The following is a 20,081-nucleotide window of genomic DNA, read 5'->3' on the forward strand; positions in this document are numbered from 1 at the left end:
GACCCTTTGCTCACTCTTGCAGCAGAAAGGGCCCGGCAAGGCTCTTTTCTTAAGCTTAGCGCTGACTTTCTGTCCGCTTTTCAGGCTGATGATGAACTTTGTGCATACCGAATACAAAGTAGCACAGGCTCACCGCAGCCAGGAAAATCATCCCCACCACCAACGAAATCCGCGTATCCGGATTGATCCCCATGCCAACCAGCACACAAATCAGGAAAGCGATGGTCAGGTAGTTCATGTAAGGAAACATAAATGACTTGAAGCTGTGTGTCTTCATCGCTTCTTTATGGGCACGGCGGAAGTAGATCTGGCTGATCAGCACCACAAACCACGGCATCATGCCCGGCAGCACGCTGGCGCTGTAGACATAGACGAACACCTGCTGAGGATTGGGGATAACGTAGTTCAGCGCCGATCCCACCAACAGGCAAATAATTGTGATGGCGATACAGTTGACCGGCACGCCGCTGGCGGAAAGCCTGGTCAATGCCACAGGCAGTTGGCGGTTCTTGGCCAAGGCATAGAGCATGCGGCCGCCGCTATACATGCCGCTGTTGCAGCCGGAGAGCGCGGCGGTCAGCACCACAAAGTTGATGATACCGGCGGCGGCGACGATACCAATCTTGGCAAAAGTCAGCACAAACGGGCTGCCAGCGGTGCCGATGCCGTTCCACGGGAAGATGGTGACAATCACGAAGATGGCCCCGACATAGAAAATCAGAATGCGCCAAAGGATGTTGTTGATCGCACGTTTAAGCGTCACCTGCGGGTTTTTGGCTTCCCCGGCGGTAATGCCGACCAGTTCAACCCCTTGGTAAGAAGCCACAACGATACACAGGGCGAACAGGAAGCCTTTCCAGCCACCGGCAAAGAAGCCGCCATGAGCCGTCAGGTTGGCAAAGCCCGTCGGCTGCCCGCCGTTACCGAAGCCGAAGAAGATCACCCCTAAGCCCACCAGGATCATCACGATAATGGTGGTGACCTTAATCATGGCAAACCAGAACTCCAGCTCACCGTACAGGCGCACCGCCGCCAGGTTGGCTAACGCGACCATAGCTACCGCAATTAACGCAGGCAACCACTGCGGTATCTCTGGGAACCAAAACTGCACATAGACACCGATAGCCGTGATTTCCGATATTCCCACAGCGAGCCACATAAACCAATAGCCCCAAGCGGTGAGATAGCCGAAAAAGGGGTTCATGTATTTGTGCGCATAGACGGCGAAAGAGCCCGCCACCGGCTCCAGGAACAGCATCTCCCCCATCGAACGCATGATGAAGAATACAAACAGGCCGGCGATGATATAGGCCAGCAGCACCGAAGGCCCGGCCCATTTCAACGTACTGGCCGATCCCATAAACAGACCCACGCCAATCGTGCCACCCAGGGCGATCAGCTCTATATGTCGCGCTTCTAACCCGCGATGTAAACCCGGTGGCTTTTCTTTGCTTGCCATAAATCCTCAGTCATATTTTTTATGATGTTGTTTGCCTGCCGATCGGTGCCGGTCATTATTGTTTTAGACAAGTTGAGTGTAATTCATCCCCCGCCGGGCAAAACGGAACTTAAGGAGTCATCCGCACAATTTAATTGCGGGGAAGTGCCGCTGCGGCCTGGGGAAATTTTCGGGCGCTATGGTTTCGCATTTTGCCGCCATAAGCAAACCGCAAATTAAAACCTTATGGAATAAGTGACGAGGGAATGATTAACCGAGGTTATAGCTTTGACCACGTTATGGCCGATAGGGAGATTATTTGCGCAAGACAGACGCTGGAGCAACGGAGGGGCTGCTCCAGCCGAAGGATCACATCTTGCCGGTATAGTAATAACCGACGAACTTGAGTAGCCGAAGTTGGCGGCGAATACGGCTCGGCTGGCTGAGCAGGCGGTAGAGCCACTCCAGACCGAGATTCTGCCACACCTTGGGCGCACGCTTCACATGGCCGGTAAACACGTCATAGGTGCCGCCTACCCCCATATACAGCGCCTGTGGATGAACCTTGCGGCAATCCCGCATCAGAATTTCCTGCTTTGGCGATCCCATTGCCACGGTCACGATCGCCGCGCCGCTGGCGCTAATGCGTGCAAACAGCGCATCCCGCTGTTCCGGCTTGAAGTAGCCATCCTGGCTACCCACCAGATTCACATTCCATTGGCTACGCAGCTTCTGCTCGGTCTCTGCCAGCACCGAAGGCTTGCCGCCAACCAGAAACACCGGCGTGCCTTCCTGACCGGCGCGCTGCATCATGGCTTCCCACAGATCGGCCCCGGCCACGCGAGACACCTCCGCGCCAGGATACTTGCGGCGGATGGAGCGCACCATGCTGATGCCGTCGGCATATTTGTACTCCGCCTCATCCAACAGGGCATGTAGCGCCGGATCGGTTTCTGCATTGAGGATTTTTTCGGCGTTCATCGCCACCAGGGTACCTTGCTTTACCCTGCCACCGTCGAACAGAAAATCCATGCACTGCGCCATGCTGCGAAACCCCCACAGGCTGAAACCACGCAGCTCATACGTGGGAACCGAAATATTTGCTTCCATTGTCACAGTTACCTTGGCACAAGGGAGTTGGCAACGGGGGCCAACGCACGCTTGCGCATCATTCGAGTCTTGATAAGCCCGGCAGCATCAAACAGCCAGTACAGTAATTTTGCCAATACCAGGCAGGCACCAAAAATGATGCAGAAGAACACCACGCGTGAGACAAAAGAATCTACCCCCTCACGCGCCAGCACGATGATATTAAACACCGCGCCAAAACAGAATCCTTGCAAAATCGCCGCCTTAAAGCGGTTCCGTTCACTTTTGCCCAGTTCATACAGCCAGTCGAACCACTTGATGATCAGGCCCACCACAATGGCGCCCAGCGGGATAAACAGCACCCCACCCATCACCACCAGCGAACCAATCAGCGTCGGGGAAATCGCCAGCCCAGAGTGGTTATCCAGCACTTCCCAGGTAAAGTAGTTGGCAGTATTCAGCACCAGCTCAGGCCGCCCCGGCCACAGCCAGGCAGGGATAAAGACATAGAAATCACGCACTATCGGGGCTAGCCCCTGGAAATCGATCTTGTCGTAATTTTGCAGCAACAGCCCCAGATTCTCCCACGGCGAGAAGGTATCACGGGTCAGATACAGGAAAGTGTAGAACGCTTCCGGGCCGCTGACGTCCAGGCTATAGCGCTTCAACGCCAGCCAGAACATGCCGACAATGCCGAAGACCCCGGCGGCTACCAGCATCCACAGCGAGATCCAGCCGCGCACAATGCCGATAAACAAGAATAGAGCGAAAGCGATGATGATATTGGCACGGGTACCGCCTACGATCACGTAGGTCAGAATGCCAAACGCCACCGTGGCCGCCAGGAAGAAGAACCAGGCACGCAAATCCTGCTTAAGGAAATAGACCACCAGCATCGCCGGGATAAAGAAGTAGAAGAAGCGCTTGAGCGCTACCCCTGAGACATCACTGGAGAAAATCTGGCTGTAGGAGTTGAGCTTGAACAGCAGGAAGCCGTTCTGCATAAAGAAGATGCCCACGGTGCCGATCGCCACCAGCGCCAGCAATATCCAGGTGATATGCGTCTCTACCCGGTTCATGGTGAACACTGGCTTATGCGGCTGGCTGCTACGCTTACGCAACCGCGTCTTGTAGCTGACGTAGTAAATCGCGTAGAAGGCGGTGGCAGAAAGAATGGCATACAGCAGGAACTCAACCGGCACCACGGCCACGTCAAACTGGAACACCAGCAGGCAGGTCAGCGGGAAGCCAAAGTAAAACGTCAGCAGATAGAGCAAGGAAAAGAAGACGTTAAAGTTGAAGCGGACGCGCCGAAACTCCTGATAGGTCAGAGTCAGCACAAACAGCGCCCCGATCAGGTAGACGACAAACAACCCGCCAAACTGTGCCAGCGTCATGGGTTTTCCCCCGCCGCCAGCGCCAATGCCTGCTGCCAGCCATCCACGTAGTTCGGATTGAAAAAGGCGATGGACTGCTTATCCAGCGTTGCCAGTTGGCGCTGTGATTCGCGTACCACCGCTTCGTCCAACGAATCGCCATAGAACAGCACCGGTAGATGCTGCTCGGCCAGGTCTTGCCAGAACGGGTTCTTGCGGCTGAGCACAAAAGGCACGCCAAACTGGATCAACAGGCACAGCGTACCGATCCCCTGCTGGCGGTCGAAAATGAAGTAGCCGAGATCGCACTCACGCAGGATATTGAGATAATCGTCAAACGCCACCTGCTGGGTCAGCAGTTGCAGATTCTGTTCGGGGAACAGCTTCAGGCCCGCTGCGCGCACCTGGGCAATATAGGCGTCGTTATTGGCCGGATAGCCCATCGGCAAAATCACCCGCACCTTGTCACCAAATTGCTGATGGATCGCCTGCAACGCCTCAATATGGCGGTTGGTGGTATCGCCAGAGTTGCCCACCAGGATGGTCATCGGCCCAGCCAGGTTCTTTTCGACTTCAATACCTGTCAAAGCAGGGTCCATCCGCGTCGGGAAATACAGCAGCGAGGCCGGAACGCGCGCGTGCCGCTGCTGGTAATGGATCAGGTCGCCTCGGGTGGCAAACACGTGGCCAACCCGCCCTTGGGCAATGCGGCGCAGCACGTAGAACAGGCGATATTTCCAACTGGTGGCGTTTTCATACAGATCGGCCCCCCAGATATGCCAGCTCACCTGGCGCGACTTGATCTTGCCACTCAGCAAGGCCAACCACAGCGCCGCGTTAAACTGACCATGCAGGAACAGGCGGGTATCACGGTTGGCCTTGGCACGGGCAATCACTGCCTCTGCAAGGCTCTTTTTGCCGGGGAAAGCCTCGATGGTCAGTTTGGGAAAGTGGCCCAACGCGGCCACGTCTTTGGCTGCTACCATGAAGTGACACACTTGTTCTGCGGGCAGGCGTTCGGCCAGCACGTCATTAAAGAAGCGCAGCACCGTCTGATTATGATGCGGGATATCAGATCCCAGTACGTGGATTAGTATGGTCATACTCGTCTACGATAAAGAATAAATACGCAGCTACAGAGCGCAAAATACACGATGTAGGTTGCCATATAAGCCTGTGCCGCCCCCAATGCGCCGTGCAGCGGGATCAGCCAGTGCGAGAACAGCGTCAGCAAGGCGAACTGGCTGACCTCTGCCAGAATATAAAAACGTAGCGACGCCTTGGCGATCACCAGGTAACCGAAGACGTAGGCCCCAACTTTCAGCACGTCCCCCACCAGTTGCCAGGCAAACAGATCGCGCATGGCAACGAACTTCTCAGAGAACAGCAGCCAGATGGCGAAGTCACGCAGCAGCCAGACAGTAAAGCTGGCAGCGGCGACCGCAGGCAGCACAAACTTCAGCGAGCGCACGATCTCCCGCGAAATGGCGCTTTTCTCTTGCAAACGCGATAGCGTTGGCAGCAGATAAACGGTGAACGAAGCGGTAATAAACTGCAGGTAGGCATCAGAGATACTGCTCACCCCTTGCCAGATCCCCACTTCGTCCCAACCATAATGTTCCGCCAACAGATTACGCATCATTACATAGGCGACCGGCAAGGTCACGGAGGTGATCAGCGCCATCAGGGTAAACTTACCGAGATGGCTGGCGAGCGCTTTATCCCAGGCCAGCGCCAGATAGCGCAGCGGCAGCGCCTTGCGCCGCCACAGCATGAAACCGGCAGGCAGCACGACCAAGGCAGGAACCAGAGCCAGCCCGGCCAACGCACCTTCATAACCGCCCAGCTTAAAGCACAGCGTAAAGGCCACCACGCCGATCAGGCTACCGGCGATCACCGCCAGGGCGTTACCCATCGCATCGCGATAACCTTTGAGGATCGCCAGAAACAGGTTGGCGTAGGCAATCCCCATCTGGATAAACGCCACCGCCCGCACCACGTTCACATAGTCGCCATGGCCAAACAGCCCACGGCTGATCGGTTCGGCGGCGAACAAGAACACCAGCGCCAGCAGGGTTGAGAAGCCCAGCACGATGCTGGATGCGGTACCCACCGCCATCCGCAACCGCTGCGGATCCTGATGGTACTCCGCCACATACTTGGTGATACCGTTAAAAATCCCGGCACCCGACAGCACGCCCAGCACGGTGATCAACTGACGGAAGTTACCCGCCTGCCCGACCCCGCTGGGGCCGAAGGCCACCGCCAGCATTTTTACCACCAGCAACCCCACGCCGATCTTGATCAGCGTGGAGCCTGCGGTCCAAATCGATGCTTTTGCCAGCGACATATCAGGCGAAGAAGCTCAGGATGGTATTGATCACCGTGCGTTGATTGACGTCTGACATGTTAAAGAACAGCGGCAGACGCACCAGGCGCTCGCTCTCTTTGGTCGTGAAGCGGTCTTCGCCGGAGAAACGGCCAAACTTCTCACCCGCTGGGCAGGCATGCAGTGGGATGTAGTGGAACACCGACATGATTTCGGCTTCTTTCAGGTAGTCGATAAACGCGGTGCGATCCTGCACGTCTTTCAGCTTAATGTAGAACATATGGGCGTTATGTACGCAGTTGGCCGGAATGGTCGGCAAGGCGATACGCCCCGCAGCCGCCAACGGTTTGAACGCATCGTAATAGTTCTGCCACAGCTTCAGGCGGCGCTGGTTGATCGGCTCGGCGGCTTCCAGTTGCGCCCACAGATAAGCGGCTTGTAGATCTGACATCAGATAGCTGGAACCAATATCGCGCCAGGTATATTTGTCCACCTGACCACGGAAGAACTGGCTGCGGTTGGTGCCTTTTTCACGGATCACTTCGGCACGATCGATCAGGGCCGGGTCGTTAATCAGCGTCGCGCCACCTTCACCGCCAGCGGTGTAGTTTTTGGTCTCATGGAAGCTGAAGCAGCCGATATGGCCGATGGTCCCCAAGGCTTTGCCTTTATAGGTCGACATTACGCCCTGCGCAGCATCTTCTACCACCATCAGGTTGTACTTCTTCGCCAACGCCATGATGGTGTCCATTTCGCAGGCAACGCCAGCGTAATGCACCGGTACGATGGCACGGGTTTTATCGGTGATCGCCGCTTCAATCTTGGTTTCATCGATGTTCATGGTGTCTGGACGCAGATCGACAAACACCACCACCGCACCGCGCAACACAAAGGCGTTAGCGGTGGATACAAAGGTGTAGCTCGGCATGATCACTTCATCACCTGGCTGGATGTCCAGCAGGATGGCGGCCATTTCCAGTGACGCGGTGCAAGACGGCGTCAGCAGCACTTTCGGGCAGCCGAAATGCTGTTCCATCCACTGCTGGCAGCGACGGGTAAAACCACCGTCCCCACAGAGTTTGCCGCTATTCATCGCAGCCTGCATGTAATCGAGTTCTGTGCCAACAACCGGTGGAGCGTTAAATGGGATCATGTAAACCTCTATAGAACCAATACGCGGTGCTTTCTAGGATGGCACCGTGCCGTTGATAGAGCCGTAACGCGGCAATATTACTTATCTGAGTCGCGATCCGCAGGCGCTGCAGCCGTTGCTGCTGGCACCAGGCAATCGCGGCAGTCATCAGCCGAGAACCGGTCCTTTTACCTTGTACACCCGGGAATGCCGCCAACAGGCCGATACGCGCTTCTTGCTGGCCGATATCACGCAAGCTGACAAACCCTTCTGGCTCCCCATCGCTGCCCAGCACTAGCAGGCATTGATGGTCAAACGTTCCCAGCACCGCTTTTTCAATCCAGGTGGCGTAAAAACGCCCGCTGTCCTGCGGCTGATACCAAGGCGCACGAAAACGGCTGGCGGCAAAAACCTTGGCCGCCACCGTACGCAGCAGTGGAATATCATCAGGCTGGGCGATGCGGATGGCCGGTAAATCTAATGCACAATCCGTGCCAATCGCCAGGGCAAAGTCTACTTCGCCCTCTACCAGCCGAAATCCCACACCAGCCAAGCCATCGGCCAAATCCAGGCGCTGGGCCGGGATCTTGGCCTGAACCAGCGCAAACGCATCCAGTTCGGCTGCCGTCAGCGCAGGAGCCGCATCGTCAAAATGCAGCTTGGCGCAGGTGAGTTGGAAATACTCGCTTTCCCAGCCCAAAGGCTCAATATTGGCGTGGACGGACATGCAGTAAATCCAGTAAGTATTTGCCATAGCCGGTTTTGGCTAACGCCTGCGCCGAACGTCTTACGCCATCATCATCCAGCCAGCCGTTACGCCAGGCGATCTCTTCCAGACAGGCAACCTTGAACCCCTGACGCTTCTCTACCGTCTGCACAAAGGTACTGGCTTCGATCAGGCTGTCGTGGGTGCCGGTATCAAGCCAGGCAAAGCCACGCCCCAGCAGCTCGACGCTCAGTTCGCCACGCTCCAGATACATCTGGTTGATGCTGGTGATTTCCAGCTCGCCGCGTTCGGATGGCTTCACCTGCTTGGCGAAATCCACCACCTGGTTGTCATAGAAATAGAGACCGGTGACCGCCCAGTTGGACTTCGGTTTCAGCGGTTTTTCTTCAATCGACAGTGCGCGGAAGTTATCGTCGAACTCCACTACACCAAAGCGCTCTGGGTCCATGACCTGGTAACCGAATACCGTGGCACCTTTCAGACCCTGAACCACGCTTTTCAGTTTCGGGCTGAAGCCCTGACCGAAGTAGATATTGTCGCCCAGCACCAGGCAGCACGGCTCACCGCCGATAAACTCTTCGCCGATCAGGAAGGCCTGTGCCAACCCGTCCGGGCTCGGCTGTTCGGCGTAGCTGAGGTTGATGCCAAACTCTTCACCGCTGCCCAGCAAACGGCGAAACGAGGGCAGATCTTCGGGCGTAGAGATAATCAGAATATCGCGGATCCCGGCCAGCATCAGCACCGAGAGCGGATAGTAAATCATCGGTTTATCGTAAATGGGCAGCAATTGCTTGGAGACGCCGCGGGTGATCGGGTGTAAACGCGTCCCCGAACCGCCGGCTAGAATAATACCTTTCATCGTCACTCCTGACTCACCTTCGTTACGCGAAAGTTCTTTTTGCCATACGTTAAGTAAACATACCCAATAGATTTCGAGTCACAGCCAGGCGGCAAGTACGTCAGTCCCCAGGAGCTTATAACATAATAAGTGACTGGGGTTGACGTTCGCAGCCAACAACGCTGTGGCTTGAAAGATGAAGGGTATTACTGACTTAAGCCTAAACGTTCTCCTGCATAGGAACCGTCTTGCACGCGGCGCCACCAGGTTTCATTGTTCAGATACCAGGAAACCGTCTTGCGGATGCCGCTTTCAAAGGTTTCCTGTGGGTGCCAACCCAGCTCACGTTCAATTTTGCCCGCATCGATGGCATAGCGCATATCGTGGCCAGGACGATCTTTGACGTAGGTGATCAGATCGCGATATTTCGCCACGCCCTGCGGTTTGTTCGGTGCCAGCTCTTCCAACAGATCGCAGATGGTCTGTACCACTTCGATATTTTTGCGTTCGTTGTGGCCGCCGATGTTATAGGTTTCCCCAATCACGCCTTCCGTCACTACCTGATATAACGCCCGTGCGTGGTCTTCCACAAACAGCCAGTCACGCACCTGTGCCCCATCACCGTAAACCGGCAGCGGTTTGCCGGAGATGGCATTGAGGATCACCAGCGGCACCAGCTTCTCTGGGAAGTGGTAAGGGCCGTAGTTGTTAGAGCAGTTGGTCACAACGGTTGGGAAACCGTAGGTACGCAGCCAGGCACGCACCAGGTGGTCACTCGATGCCTTGGAGGCTGAGTACGGGCTGCTTGGCGCGTAAGGCGTGGTTTCGGTAAACAGATCGTCGGTGCCGTGCAGGTCGCCATACACTTCATCGGTAGAGATATGATGGAAGCGGAAAGCCTGCTTTTTCTCTGCCGCCAGTGCCTGCCAATAATGGCGGGCGGCCTCCAGCATGGTGTAAGTGCCCACGATGTTGGTTTCGATAAAGGCCGCCGGGCCGTCGATAGAACGGTCAACGTGGCTTTCCGCCGCCAGGTGCATCACGAAATCCGGCTGGTACTGCGCAAATACGCGGTCCAAAGCGGCACGGTCGCAGATATCAACCTGCTCGAAAGCATAGCGTTCATTGTCAACCACACCGGCCAATGACTCCAGGTTACCGGCATAGGTGAGCTTATCAACCACCACCACGCTGTCGCGGGTCCCCTCGATGATATGTCTTACCACGGCAGAGCCGATAAATCCGGCACCACCGGTGACCAAAATACGTTTCAACGCCAAACTCCTTTGGTGTCCACGATCCAGGACTGCTTAATCTCTTCCGGCCTGATCGCCTTGAATTCTTTATGATCGACCAACATCACGATCACATCCGCCTGCTGTAAGGCCTCAGGCAGTTTTTTCAGCGTAACGTGGCCCGCCAGTGACTTCGGCAGTTGTTCAACGTTAGGCTCGACCGCCAAGGTTTCACCCACGTGCCAATCGGCAATCAGGTGGGCTACTTCAACCGCCGGGCTTTCACGCAGGTCGTCGATATTAGGTTTGAACGCCAAACCGAAGCAGGCAATTTTCACTTCAGAAGCGCGCTTGTTGGTGGCCGCCAGACAATCTGCCACAGCAGCCTTGACTTGATCGACCACCCAGAGCGGTTTGCCGTCGTTAACCAGGCGCGCAGTATGGATCAGACGAGCCTGTTGCGGGTTCTGCGCCACGATAAACCAAGGATCAACGGCGATACAGTGCCCGCCCACGCCTGGGCCAGGTTGCAGAATGTTGACGCGCGGATGGCGGTTGGCCAGGCGGATCAGTTCCCACACGTTGATGCCTTGATCGGCACAGATCAGCGAAAGCTCGTTGGCAAACGCGATGTTAACGTCGCGGAAGCTGTTTTCCGTCAGTTTGCACATCTCGGCGGTGCGCGAGTTGGTGATCACACACTCACCTTCGAGGAAAATCTTGTACAGCGCACTGGCGCGCTCGGAGCATTTTGGCGTCATCCCGCCGATCACACGGTCATTCTGGATCAGCTCAACCATCACCTGCCCAGGCAGCACGCGCTCAGGGCAGTAGGCAATGTTCACGTCAGCCTGCTCACCGGCATCCTGCGGGAAGCTCAGATCGCTACGCGCCTCTGCCAGCCACAGGGCCATCTGCTCGGTAGCGCCCACCGGTGAAGTAGACTCCAGGATCACCAAGTCGCCTTTTTTCAGTACCGGTGCCAATGACTTGGCGGCGGCTTCAACATAGGCCAGATCGGGTTCGTGATCCCCTTTGAACGGCGTTGGTACAGCGATCAGGAACGCATCAGCCGCCAGCGGTTTCGTCACCGCCTGCAGATAACCGCCTTCCACCGCTTCTTTTACCACGCGATCCAGATCGGGTTCGACGATGTGGATGGCACCGCGGTTAATGGTATCTACCGCGTGCTGGTTAACATCTACGCCCACCACTTTTTTCTTGCGGGAAGCAAACGCCGCCGCCGTTGGCAAACCGATATAACCCAGGCCAATAACTGAAATAGTGTTAAAACTCATAGTGTCACCTGATGATTCTTTAAAGCTTCGAGGATACGTTGGCAGGCATGCCCGTCACCGTATGGGTTATGCGCCCGGCTCATGGCGTGGTATTCGCCTTCGTCTGTCAATAACCGGGTTACCGCATCAACAATTTTAGCTACGTCCGTTCCCACCAGCTGTACCGTGCCGGCATCTACCGCTTCTGGCCGCTCGGTGGTATCACGCATCACCAACACCGGTTTACCCAGCGATGGCGCCTCTTCCTGAATGCCGCCCGAGTCGGTCAGGATCAGATAAGATCGCGTCATCAGATAGACAAACGGCAGGTAATCCTGCGGATCGATCAGAATGATGTTATCGATCCCCTTCAAAATACGGTTGACCGGCTCGCTGACGTTCGGATTGAGGTGCACCGGATAGACCACCTGCACTTCAGGATGCTGAAGGGCAATCTCGGCCAAGGCGCTACAGATGCGCTCGAACCCACCGCCGAAGCTTTCGCGGCGGTGGCCGGTCACCAGGATCAGCTTTTTGTTGGCATCTAGGAAAGGATAGCGCTGGTCAAGGCTGCTACGCAGCTCTGAGTTGTGCATGATGCGGTCGCGCACCCACAGCAGCGCATCGATCACGGTGTTGCCCGTAACGAAAATATGGTCGTCCCGCAGCGATTCACGCAGCAGGTTCTGCCGTGAGTTTTCGGTTGGCGAGAAGTGATACATCGCCAAATGCCCCGTCAACTTGCGGTTGGCCTCTTCAGGCCACGGAGAATAGAGATTACCGGTACGCAGACCCGCTTCCACATGCCCCACCGGGATACGCTGATAAAACGCCGCCAGGCTGGTCGCCATGGTGGTCGTCGTGTCACCGTGAACCAACACCACGTCCGGCTTAAAGTCCTCCAGTACGCCTTTAATCCCTTCCAGAATGCGGCAGGTGATTTCACTCAGCCCCTGGCCCGGTTTCATAATATTCAGGTCGTAATCCGGTACGATTTCAAACAAACGCAGTACCTGATCCAGCATCTCACGATGCTGTGCCGTAACGCAGACTCTTGATTCAAAGGCATCATCCTGAGCCAAAGCATGTACCAGAGGTGCCATTTTAATGGCTTCCGGTCTGGTGCCAAAAACAGTCAACACTTTCACAGCGAATCTCTTTTGGTCGGTGAAGCGCAGGCGAACCTGCAAAGTTGGGCACTCAGTGCCCAACAGCGAAATTATTATATTATGAGTTAACGTTGTTCCCGGCGTACCAAGGCAACGCCCGCACCAATCAGGCCACCGATTGCGCCCCACATAATCAGCCAGAATACCCGGCGTGGGCTATCACGTTTCACCGGCTCTTCCGGCGTACGTAAATAGCGGTAGGTCTGGAATTTGGCATCCAACGTCGGGCCGACGTTCAAGGTTGCCAGCATGGCCCGGTTCTGATCGTAACTCAGATCGTAAGCCGGGCCGGAAACCTGTAAACCTTCCAGGCGCGCCTGCAGCATGGGTTTGCCCAGCAAGAACAAATCGGAGTCTGGCAACTGTTCGGCTGGCGTATCGGTCTGCGTACGGCTAATCCCTTGCTGCTCGGCGATTTTCAGCGCCTGCTGCACGGTCTTGAGCTCACGCTGATAAACCGCATCGGCCACCGCTTCCTGGCGTTTGACCTGTGCACTCATCGAGGTGGTACGCGCCGCCCAGGCTCCCTGGATCTCTTCATTCAGATGCTGCGCCGCACGGTGGCTGGCAAAGGCAACATACTGACGCAGCAAATGGTTGGAGTCTGGCGCGGTCTCGGCGGTCAGTTTCACGCTGTCATTCAGCACTTTTTTGTCGTCGCGCGGCGTGAACTGGATATTGTTAATCAAGTCATCAAGCAACGCCGCGTCGGCACGGGCATCCCCTTCCTGGCGCTGTTTGTAGTAATCGCTTTGCAGCCAGAAATCACGGCGCGTGTCATAGGCGGCCAACTGCATGATAAATTCATTATAGGCTTCATCGGCGATGCCTGGCTGATCGCTGGCAACCGCAGGCAGCGTCCGCTGGTCCAGGTTACGCAGGAACTGCTGCTGAGAGTAATATCCCCCCAACGCATTCACCGTTGGCTTATCAGTGATCGCCGTGGCGCTCCACTCCTGTTTCACCAGGTAGGATACGATCAGCGCGACGGCAGCGAACAATACCGCAAAACCGATAATCCATTTTTTGCCACGCCACAGGGTGCCGCATAGACCACGGATATCGAGTTCGTTATCGACCACCGGGGTATTCTTGTCAGACGTTGTTTCAGGATTCATCACTGCCCTAAAGCCTCAGGTTAAGGTACTTGCTTATTGTTCGTTGCATTTCGCAGACGGCGCTTGAGACGTTTGATATAGCGCGCGACCCGCCATGCACGTTTGATGCAATAGCCATAGAAGAAGAATGCAAGCAAGAATAATGCCAACATAAACCATTCAGGTATGAAAGTCAGGCGTTCACCTATCACGCCAATCGCTGCCAACAGCGCTGCGGCCAAGGTGATGAGCACAAAGGCCTGACGAGGCGTAAAGCCCGCGCGCATAATCAAATGGTGAATGTGTTGACGGTCTGGCGAGAACGGGCTCATGCCCTTACGCAGACGGCGATACATGATGGCAATCATATCCATCAGCGGGATGGCGATAATCCACAACGCGGTGACCGGTTTGATCGGATGGCTTGGCCCTTGCGAGCTTTGCACCAGCAGCCAGATGGCGGTAAAGCCGATCAGCGTACTGCCGGCGTCACCCATAAAGACCTTATAGCGACGGCCAAGGATGCCGAGGTTAAGCAGAATATAGGGAACAATAGCCGCCAGCATCGCGAAGCACCAGAAGGCAAGCTCGCTATGACCGCCTTGATACAGCAGGATCCCCATCGCGCCGAACGACACGCAAGAGAGACCACCGAGCAGGCCGTCGATACCATCGACCATGTTAAAGGCGTTAATCGCCGCCCAAACGGCAAACAGCGTCACCAAATAGCCAAACGGCCCCAACTGCATTTCCCAGCCACCAAACACATAGCCGAGGCTGCGCAGATAAAGGCCAGCAAACACCATCATGGCGATGCCGACCAGTGCCTGAATGGTGGCGCGGATCTTGACGCTGATATCGAAGCGATCGTCCAAAGCCCCGACGAATACCAGGACACCGGCGCAGGTGAGATAGAGTTTGCTGTGCACAATCGTCTGGTCGGTGATCAGGAAGGCAAAGCAGATGCCAGCATAAACAGAAATCCCACCCACCAACGGGATCAGCCCCTGATGACGTTTGCGATAATTAGGCTTATCCACCAAACCAATAGGTTTTGCTGCCTTGCGAGCAACAAATAAAAAAGCCAGAGAAAACAGAAAAACAAAAAGAATTTCAGTACTCATAGTGAGTAAGTTCACGGTTAACAAATCTCTGAAGAAGATGAGGCAGCTTAACATGGGTAAAAAACCGCGCCACATGACCAAGCGACCTTTCAGTCATTTCCTATGACATAGACACTTATCAATGCCTAAAACGTGTCTTGCTTCAACGCATTAACGCAAAAACAGGCGCAAATAAGATAATTTCTCAATAAGTCACAAGAATAACTTACTTTCCTTTACTGTTACTTATCGTATCCGCCAAAAGCAAAAAACGCCACGACTAGGCGTGGCGTTCCTCGAATATTTTACTTATTTATGAGCGTTTCATCATGTCGAAGAATTCATCGTTGGTTTTGGTCATCGCCAACTTGTTAATGAGGAACTCCATCGCGTCAATCTCGCCCATTGGGTGAATGATCTTGCGCAGGATCCACATTTTCTGCAGTTCTTCAGAGGTGGTGAGCAACTCTTCTTTACGTGTACCGGAACGGTTGTAATCGATAGCTGGGAACACGCGCTTCTCGGCGATTTTACGCGCCAGGTGCAGTTCCATGTTACCCGTACCTTTAAACTCTTCGTAGATCACTTCGTCCATCTTCGAACCGGTATCGACCAGTGCGGTAGCGATGATGGTCAGGCTGCCGCCTTCCTCAACGTTACGAGCCGCACCGAAGAAACGCTTCGGACGATGCAGGGCGTTAGCATCCACACCACCGGTCAGTACTTTGCCTGAGGCGGGTACTACGGTGTTGTAGGCACGCGCCAGACGGGTGATGGAGTCCAGCAGGATGATCACGTCTTTTTTGTGTTCGACCAGGCGCTTGGCCTTCTCGATCACCATTTCGGCAACCTGTACGTGGCGGGATGCGGGTTCATCAAAGGTAGAGGCGATCACTTCGCCTTTTACCAGACGTTGCATCTCGGTCACTTCTTCCGGACGTTCGTCGATCAGCAATACCATCAGCACGCAGTCTGGATGGTTGTATGCGATGCTCTGCGCAATGTTTTGCAGCAGCATGGTTTTACCGGCTTTCGGCGGTGCCACAATCAGGCCACGCTGACCACGACCGATTGGCGCTGCCAGATCCAGTACGCGAGCCGTCAGATCTTCGGTAGAGCCGTTGCCGCGCTCCATACGCAAACGTGAGTTGGCGTGCAGCGGCGTCAGGTTTTCGAACAGGATCTTGTTACGGGCGTTTTCCGGTTTGTCGTAGTTGACTTCGTTAACTTTCAACAGGGCAAAATAGCGCTCGCCTTCTTTTGGCGGACGAATCTTACCGGAAATGGTGTCACCTGTGCGGAGGTTGAAGCGGCGGATTTGGCTGGGAGAAACGTAGATATCGTCGGGGCCTGCGAGGTAGGAACTGTCTCCGGAACGGAGGAAACCAAATCCATCCTGCAATATCTCCAGCACGCCATCACCGAAGATATCTTCTCCGCTTTTCGCATGTTGCTTGAGTATAGAGAAGATAATGTCCTGTTTGCGCAGGCGGGCCAGGTTTTCCAGCCCCATATTTTCGCCGAGAGTAATCAGCTCAGAAACCGGCGTATTCTTTAATTCGGTAAGATTCATAGTGGGGGTTCTTAAACTCGGGGTGTGTCTCGAACTAGTATCGTGAATGGTATGGCAGCGTGTTTACCCATAACCTTTCAAGCTACAACGTGAAATTCATAGGGTATGCGTGCCTGTTACTGGACGTTCGATCGCCGGGCTGCTGAGCCGCCGCAGTAAGAAATGGCTTAGCTGGGGCGCACACGCTGACGGTTTAAGATCGAAGGTGCCTTAAAACTGATTTTTTTGTAAAACCGCTTGAATCGTCAAAACACGGACTCGGTTCACAGTGAAATGCAAGTGCCTATGGTTCAACGTAGAGTAATGCTTAGATTCAGACTCTTTAGATTTAATACTTATGGCAAGTTCTAAATGCAGTGTGGTTAAACTTAACACGCTTCTTGGCAGGCGTCTAGCGGTGAATGAAAATCCCCCTCCAGACGCCCGTCACTGGGCTTCCCGCCCTAATTACAGATTCGCTTCCAGGAACTCTTTGAGCTGGCCCTTGGACAACGCGCCGACCTTGGTCGCTGCCACTTCACCGTTCTTGAACAACAACAGCGTCGGGATACCACGGATGCCGTACTTAGGCGCGGTAGCCGGGTTTTGATCGATGTTCAGTTTGGTAATGGTCAGTTTGCCGGCGAACTCTTCGGCAATCTCGTCGAGGATCGGAGCAATCATCTTGCACGGACCACACCATTCAGCCCAGAAATCGACCAGGATAGGCCCTTCGGCTTTCAGTACATCAGTATCGAAGCTGTCGTCAGTCAGGTGAATAATTTTATCGCTCATGTTCGACTCCACAGGATTAGGTCTACCTTGTTGGTGTAGCATCAAACCAACTTGGGTGATTTTATTTCACCGCTTTTATTTCAACGGATATGCTTTCGTAAAGCAATAGTTAGCTGATATTCTACCACACTATGAGCAAAACACACTTGACCGAACAGAAGTTTTCCGACTTCGCCCTGCACCCGTTAGTCCTTGAAGCCCTTGAGAAAAAAGGGTTTCACAACTGCACGCCCATCCAGGCGTTAGCATTGCCGCTCACCCTCAGTGGGCGCGACGTTGCAGGTCAGGCGCAAACCGGTACCGGAAAGACGCTGGCATTTTTAGCGTCTACTTTTCACTATTTGCTGTCCCACCCGGCGAAAGAAGGTCGCCAGACCAACCAGCCGCGCGCCTTGATCATGGCGCCTACGCGTGAACTGGCGGTGCAGATCCATTCCGATGCAGAAGCCCTGTCGCAATCTACCGGGTTGAAGCTTGGCCTGGCCTACGGCGGCGATGGCTATGACAAACAGCTGAAAGTGCTGGAAAGCGGCGTGGATATCCTGGTGGGTACCACCGGCCGTCTAATCGACTACGCCAAACAGAACTATATCGATCTGGGGGCTATCCAGGTTGTGGTACTCGATGAAGCCGACCGCATGTACGATCTGGGCTTTATCAAAGATATCCGCTGGCTGTTCCGCCGTATGCCTGCGGTCGATCAACGCCTGAACATGTTGTTCTCTGCCACCCTGTCCTATCGCGTACGCGAGCTGGCCTTTGAGCAGATGAACAATGCTGAATATGTGGAAGTTGAACCGGAACAGAAAACCGGCCACCGCATTCAGGAAGAGCTATTCTACCCTTCCAACGAAGAAAAAATGCGCCTGCTGCAGACGCTGATCGAGGAAGAGTGGCCGGACCGCTGCATTATCTTCGCCAACACCAAGCACCGCTGTGAAGACATCTGGGGCCATCTGGCTGCCGACGGTCATCGCGTAGGTCTGCTGACCGGCGACGTGGCGCAGAAAAAACGCCTGCGTATTCTGGACGACTTCACCAAAGGCAATCTGGATATCCTGGTCGCCACCGACGTCGCCGCACGCGGCCTGCATATTCCGTTGGTGACTCACGTCTTCAACTACGATCTGCCGGACGACTGCGAAGACTACGTGCACCGCATTGGCCGTACTGGCCGCGCGGGCGAAAGCGGTCACTCCATCAGCCTGGCCTGTGAAGAGTACGCGCTGAATCTGCCCGCTATCGAAACCTATACCGGCCACAGTATTCCTGTGAGCAAGTACAACAGTGATGCGCTGCTGAGCGATCTGCCAGCACCGAAGCGCCTTGTGCGCCCACGTGGCAACAACGGCCCACGCCGGAACTCTTCCGCGCCACGTCGTGGTGGTGCGCCGCGTAACAACCGTAAACGTTCGGGCTGATAGATAACTATGCCAGGTTCCAGCACCCTCTATGCCGCCATCGATCTGGGTTCCAACAGTTTCCATATGTTGGTGGTACGTGAGGTGGCTGGCAGTATCCAGACGCTGGCTCGCATCAAGCGCAAAGTGCGCCTGGCGGCCGGGCTGGATCAGCACAATCACCTGTCACAGGAAGCCATGCAGCGCGGCTGGCAATGCCTGCGGCTGTTCTCGGAACGCCTGCAGGATATCCCGCGCGATCAAATTCGGGTCGTCGCCACCGCGACGCTGCGCCTGGCCAACAACGCGGCCGAATTCCTGCAAACCGCCGAAACCATCCTTGGCTGCCCCATTCAGGTTATCAGCGGCGAAGAAGAAGCCCGTCTGATCTACCACGGCGTCGCCCACACCACTGGCGGCCCGGACAGGCGTCTGGTAGTAGATATCGGGGGTGGCAGCACAGAGTTGGTTGTCGGTACGGGTGCGCAAGCCGCGCAACTGTATAGCCTTTCAATGGGCTGCGTCACCTGGCTAGAACGCTTCTTCAGCGATCGCAATCTGGAGCGGGATAACTTCGAAGCCGCCGAACAGGCCGCGCGTGAAATGGTGCGGCCAATCGCCCCACAACTTCGTCAACATGGCTGGCAGATTTGCGTCGGCGCATCCGGTACCGTGCAAGCGCTACAGGAAATCATGGTGGCGCAGGGGATGGATGAACGTATTACCCTGCCTAAACTGCGGCAGCTAAAACAGCGAGCCATCCAGTGTGGCAAGCTGGAAGAGCTGGAAATTGAAGGGCTGACGCTAGAACGTGCCTTGGTATTCCCAAGTGGCCTGTCAATACTGCTGGCCATTTTCCAGGAGTTAGGCATTGAAAGCATGACGCTGGCCGGTGGCGCTCTACGTGAAGGGCTGGTGTATGGCATGCTGCATCTGCCAGTCGAGCAGGATATCCGCAGCCGCACGTTACGTAACCTGCAACGCCGTTACCTGCTGGATATCGATCAGGCCGAACGCGTCAGCCAGTTGGCTGCGAACTTCTGTTTGCAAACGACCAATGAATGGCAATTGGATACGCGATGTCGCGAGCTACTGCACGCGGCCTGCCTGATCCACGAAATCGGCCTGAGCGTCGATTTCAAACAGGCTCCTCAACACGCTGCCTATCTGGTCAGCCATCTTGATTTACCCGGCTTTACCCCGGCACAGAAAAAACTGTTAGCCACCCTGCTGCAAAACCAGAGCAACGCCCTCGATTTGCCGCTGCTGAGCCAACAAAATGCCGTGCCGCCCCGCATGGCCCAGCGTATGTGCCGTCTGTTACGTCTGGCCATCATCTTTGCCAGCCGCCGCCGTGACGATACCCTGCCAGCAGTGCGCTTACGCGCCAACGATGAAGAGTTGCATGTGATTTTGCCGCACAGCTGGTTGGAACGACATCCGCTGCGCGCTGAAGCGCTGGATCAGGAAAGCCATTGGCAGAGCTATGCCCACTGGCCACTGTTTTTAGAAGAACAGCCCTAA

The 20,081-nt window shown here is 55.2% G+C and carries 17 protein-coding genes; 2 read left to right on the forward strand and 15 right to left on the reverse strand.

All coding sequences use genetic code 11. From position 1 onward, the window contains the following. Nucleotides 1-55: 55 nt before the first annotated feature. The 15 genes from thrP to trxA form a co-directional block, all read right to left on the reverse strand. The gene (gene thrP / locus KAJ71_RS06875) at nt 56-1,459 is read right to left on the reverse strand and encodes a bifunctional threonine/serine APC transporter ThrP (protein ID WP_248945029.1); all 1,404 of its coding nucleotides are present in this window, start codon (nt 1,457-1,459) and stop codon (nt 56-58) included. A gap of 348 nt (nt 1,460-1,807) precedes the next feature. After that, on the reverse strand, nt 1,808-2,548 hold the full coding sequence (gene wecG, locus KAJ71_RS06880; protein WP_248945030.1) for a lipopolysaccharide N-acetylmannosaminouronosyltransferase: 741 nt from the start codon (nt 2,546-2,548) through the stop codon (nt 1,808-1,810). Between the two features lie 8 nt (nt 2,549-2,556). Continuing rightward, complete coding sequence (wzyE, locus tag KAJ71_RS06885) at nt 2,557-3,924, reverse strand: ECA oligosaccharide polymerase (RefSeq protein WP_248945031.1); 1,368 nt, start codon at nt 3,922-3,924, stop codon at nt 2,557-2,559. Then, entirely contained in the window at nt 3,921-5,006 is a 1,086-nt protein-coding gene (locus KAJ71_RS06890) for a TDP-N-acetylfucosamine:lipid II N-acetylfucosaminyltransferase (RefSeq protein ID WP_248945032.1), read from the reverse strand. The genes wzyE and KAJ71_RS06890 overlap by 4 nt, the downstream gene beginning before the upstream one ends. Continuing rightward, complete coding sequence (wzxE, locus tag KAJ71_RS06895) at nt 5,003-6,253, reverse strand: lipid III flippase WzxE (protein WP_248945033.1); 1,251 nt, start codon at nt 6,251-6,253, stop codon at nt 5,003-5,005. Before wzxE ends, KAJ71_RS06890 begins: the two co-directional genes overlap by 4 nt. Nucleotide 6,254: 1 nt before the next feature. Beyond that, nucleotides 6,255-7,385, reverse strand: a complete 1,131-nt coding sequence (rffA, locus tag KAJ71_RS06900) for a dTDP-4-amino-4,6-dideoxygalactose transaminase (protein WP_248945034.1) — start codon at nt 7,383-7,385, stop codon at nt 6,255-6,257. Further along, nucleotides 7,372-8,091: a dTDP-4-amino-4,6-dideoxy-D-galactose acyltransferase gene (gene rffC, locus KAJ71_RS06905; protein WP_248945035.1), complete on the reverse strand. Its 720-nt coding sequence runs from the start codon at nt 8,089-8,091 to the stop codon at nt 7,372-7,374. Before rffC ends, rffA begins: the two co-directional genes overlap by 14 nt. Beyond that, nucleotides 8,069-8,950 carry a glucose-1-phosphate thymidylyltransferase RfbA gene (gene rfbA / locus KAJ71_RS06910; protein ID WP_021181552.1) on the reverse strand — a complete coding sequence of 294 codons (882 nt, stop codon included), beginning with the start codon at nt 8,948-8,950 and terminating at the stop codon, nt 8,069-8,071. Before rfbA ends, rffC begins: the two co-directional genes overlap by 23 nt. A 185-nt stretch (nt 8,951-9,135) precedes the next feature. Next, nucleotides 9,136-10,203, reverse strand: coding sequence for a dTDP-glucose 4,6-dehydratase (gene rffG, locus KAJ71_RS06915; RefSeq protein ID WP_248945036.1), 1,068 nt, complete (start codon nt 10,201-10,203; stop codon nt 9,136-9,138). After that, nucleotides 10,200-11,462 carry a UDP-N-acetyl-D-mannosamine dehydrogenase gene (gene wecC / locus KAJ71_RS06920; RefSeq protein WP_248945037.1) on the reverse strand — a complete coding sequence of 421 codons (1,263 nt, stop codon included), beginning with the start codon at nt 11,460-11,462 and terminating at the stop codon, nt 10,200-10,202. Before wecC ends, rffG begins: the two co-directional genes overlap by 4 nt. Further along, nucleotides 11,459-12,589, reverse strand: a complete 1,131-nt coding sequence (wecB, locus tag KAJ71_RS06925) for a non-hydrolyzing UDP-N-acetylglucosamine 2-epimerase (RefSeq protein WP_248945038.1) — start codon at nt 12,587-12,589, stop codon at nt 11,459-11,461. The genes wecC and wecB overlap by 4 nt, the downstream gene beginning before the upstream one ends. Nucleotides 12,590-12,675: 86 nt before the next feature. Continuing rightward, nucleotides 12,676-13,728, reverse strand: a complete 1,053-nt coding sequence (gene wzzE / locus KAJ71_RS06930; RefSeq protein ID WP_248945039.1) for an ECA polysaccharide chain length modulation protein — start codon at nt 13,726-13,728, stop codon at nt 12,676-12,678. A 20-nt stretch (nt 13,729-13,748) separates the two neighbouring features. Continuing rightward, entirely contained in the window at nt 13,749-14,846 is a 1,098-nt protein-coding gene (wecA, locus tag KAJ71_RS06935) for a UDP-N-acetylglucosamine--undecaprenyl-phosphate N-acetylglucosaminephosphotransferase (protein WP_248945040.1), read from the reverse strand. Nucleotides 14,847-15,123: 277 nt separating this feature from the next. Next, nucleotides 15,124-16,383, reverse strand: a complete 1,260-nt coding sequence (rho, locus tag KAJ71_RS06940) for a transcription termination factor Rho (RefSeq protein WP_021181558.1) — start codon at nt 16,381-16,383, stop codon at nt 15,124-15,126. Between the two features lie 447 nt (nt 16,384-16,830). Beyond that, a complete protein-coding gene (gene trxA, locus KAJ71_RS06945) occupies nt 16,831-17,157 on the reverse strand; it encodes a thioredoxin TrxA (protein WP_025119024.1) in 327 nt (108 codons plus the stop codon). 131 nt (nt 17,158-17,288) lie between these two features. On the opposite strand from trxA, the gene rhlB reads away from it, so the two are divergent. After that, entirely contained in the window at nt 17,289-18,578 is a 1,290-nt protein-coding gene (gene rhlB, locus KAJ71_RS06950; protein ID WP_024484189.1) for an ATP-dependent RNA helicase RhlB, read from the forward strand. Between the two features lie 9 nt (nt 18,579-18,587). Then, nucleotides 18,588-20,081: an exopolyphosphatase gene (ppx, locus tag KAJ71_RS06955; RefSeq protein ID WP_248945041.1), complete on the forward strand. Its 1,494-nt coding sequence runs from the start codon at nt 18,588-18,590 to the stop codon at nt 20,079-20,081.

The sequence above is a fragment of the Serratia silvae genome, assembly GCF_023282985.1.
Lineage (GTDB): Bacteria > Pseudomonadota > Gammaproteobacteria > Enterobacterales > Enterobacteriaceae > Chania > Chania silvae.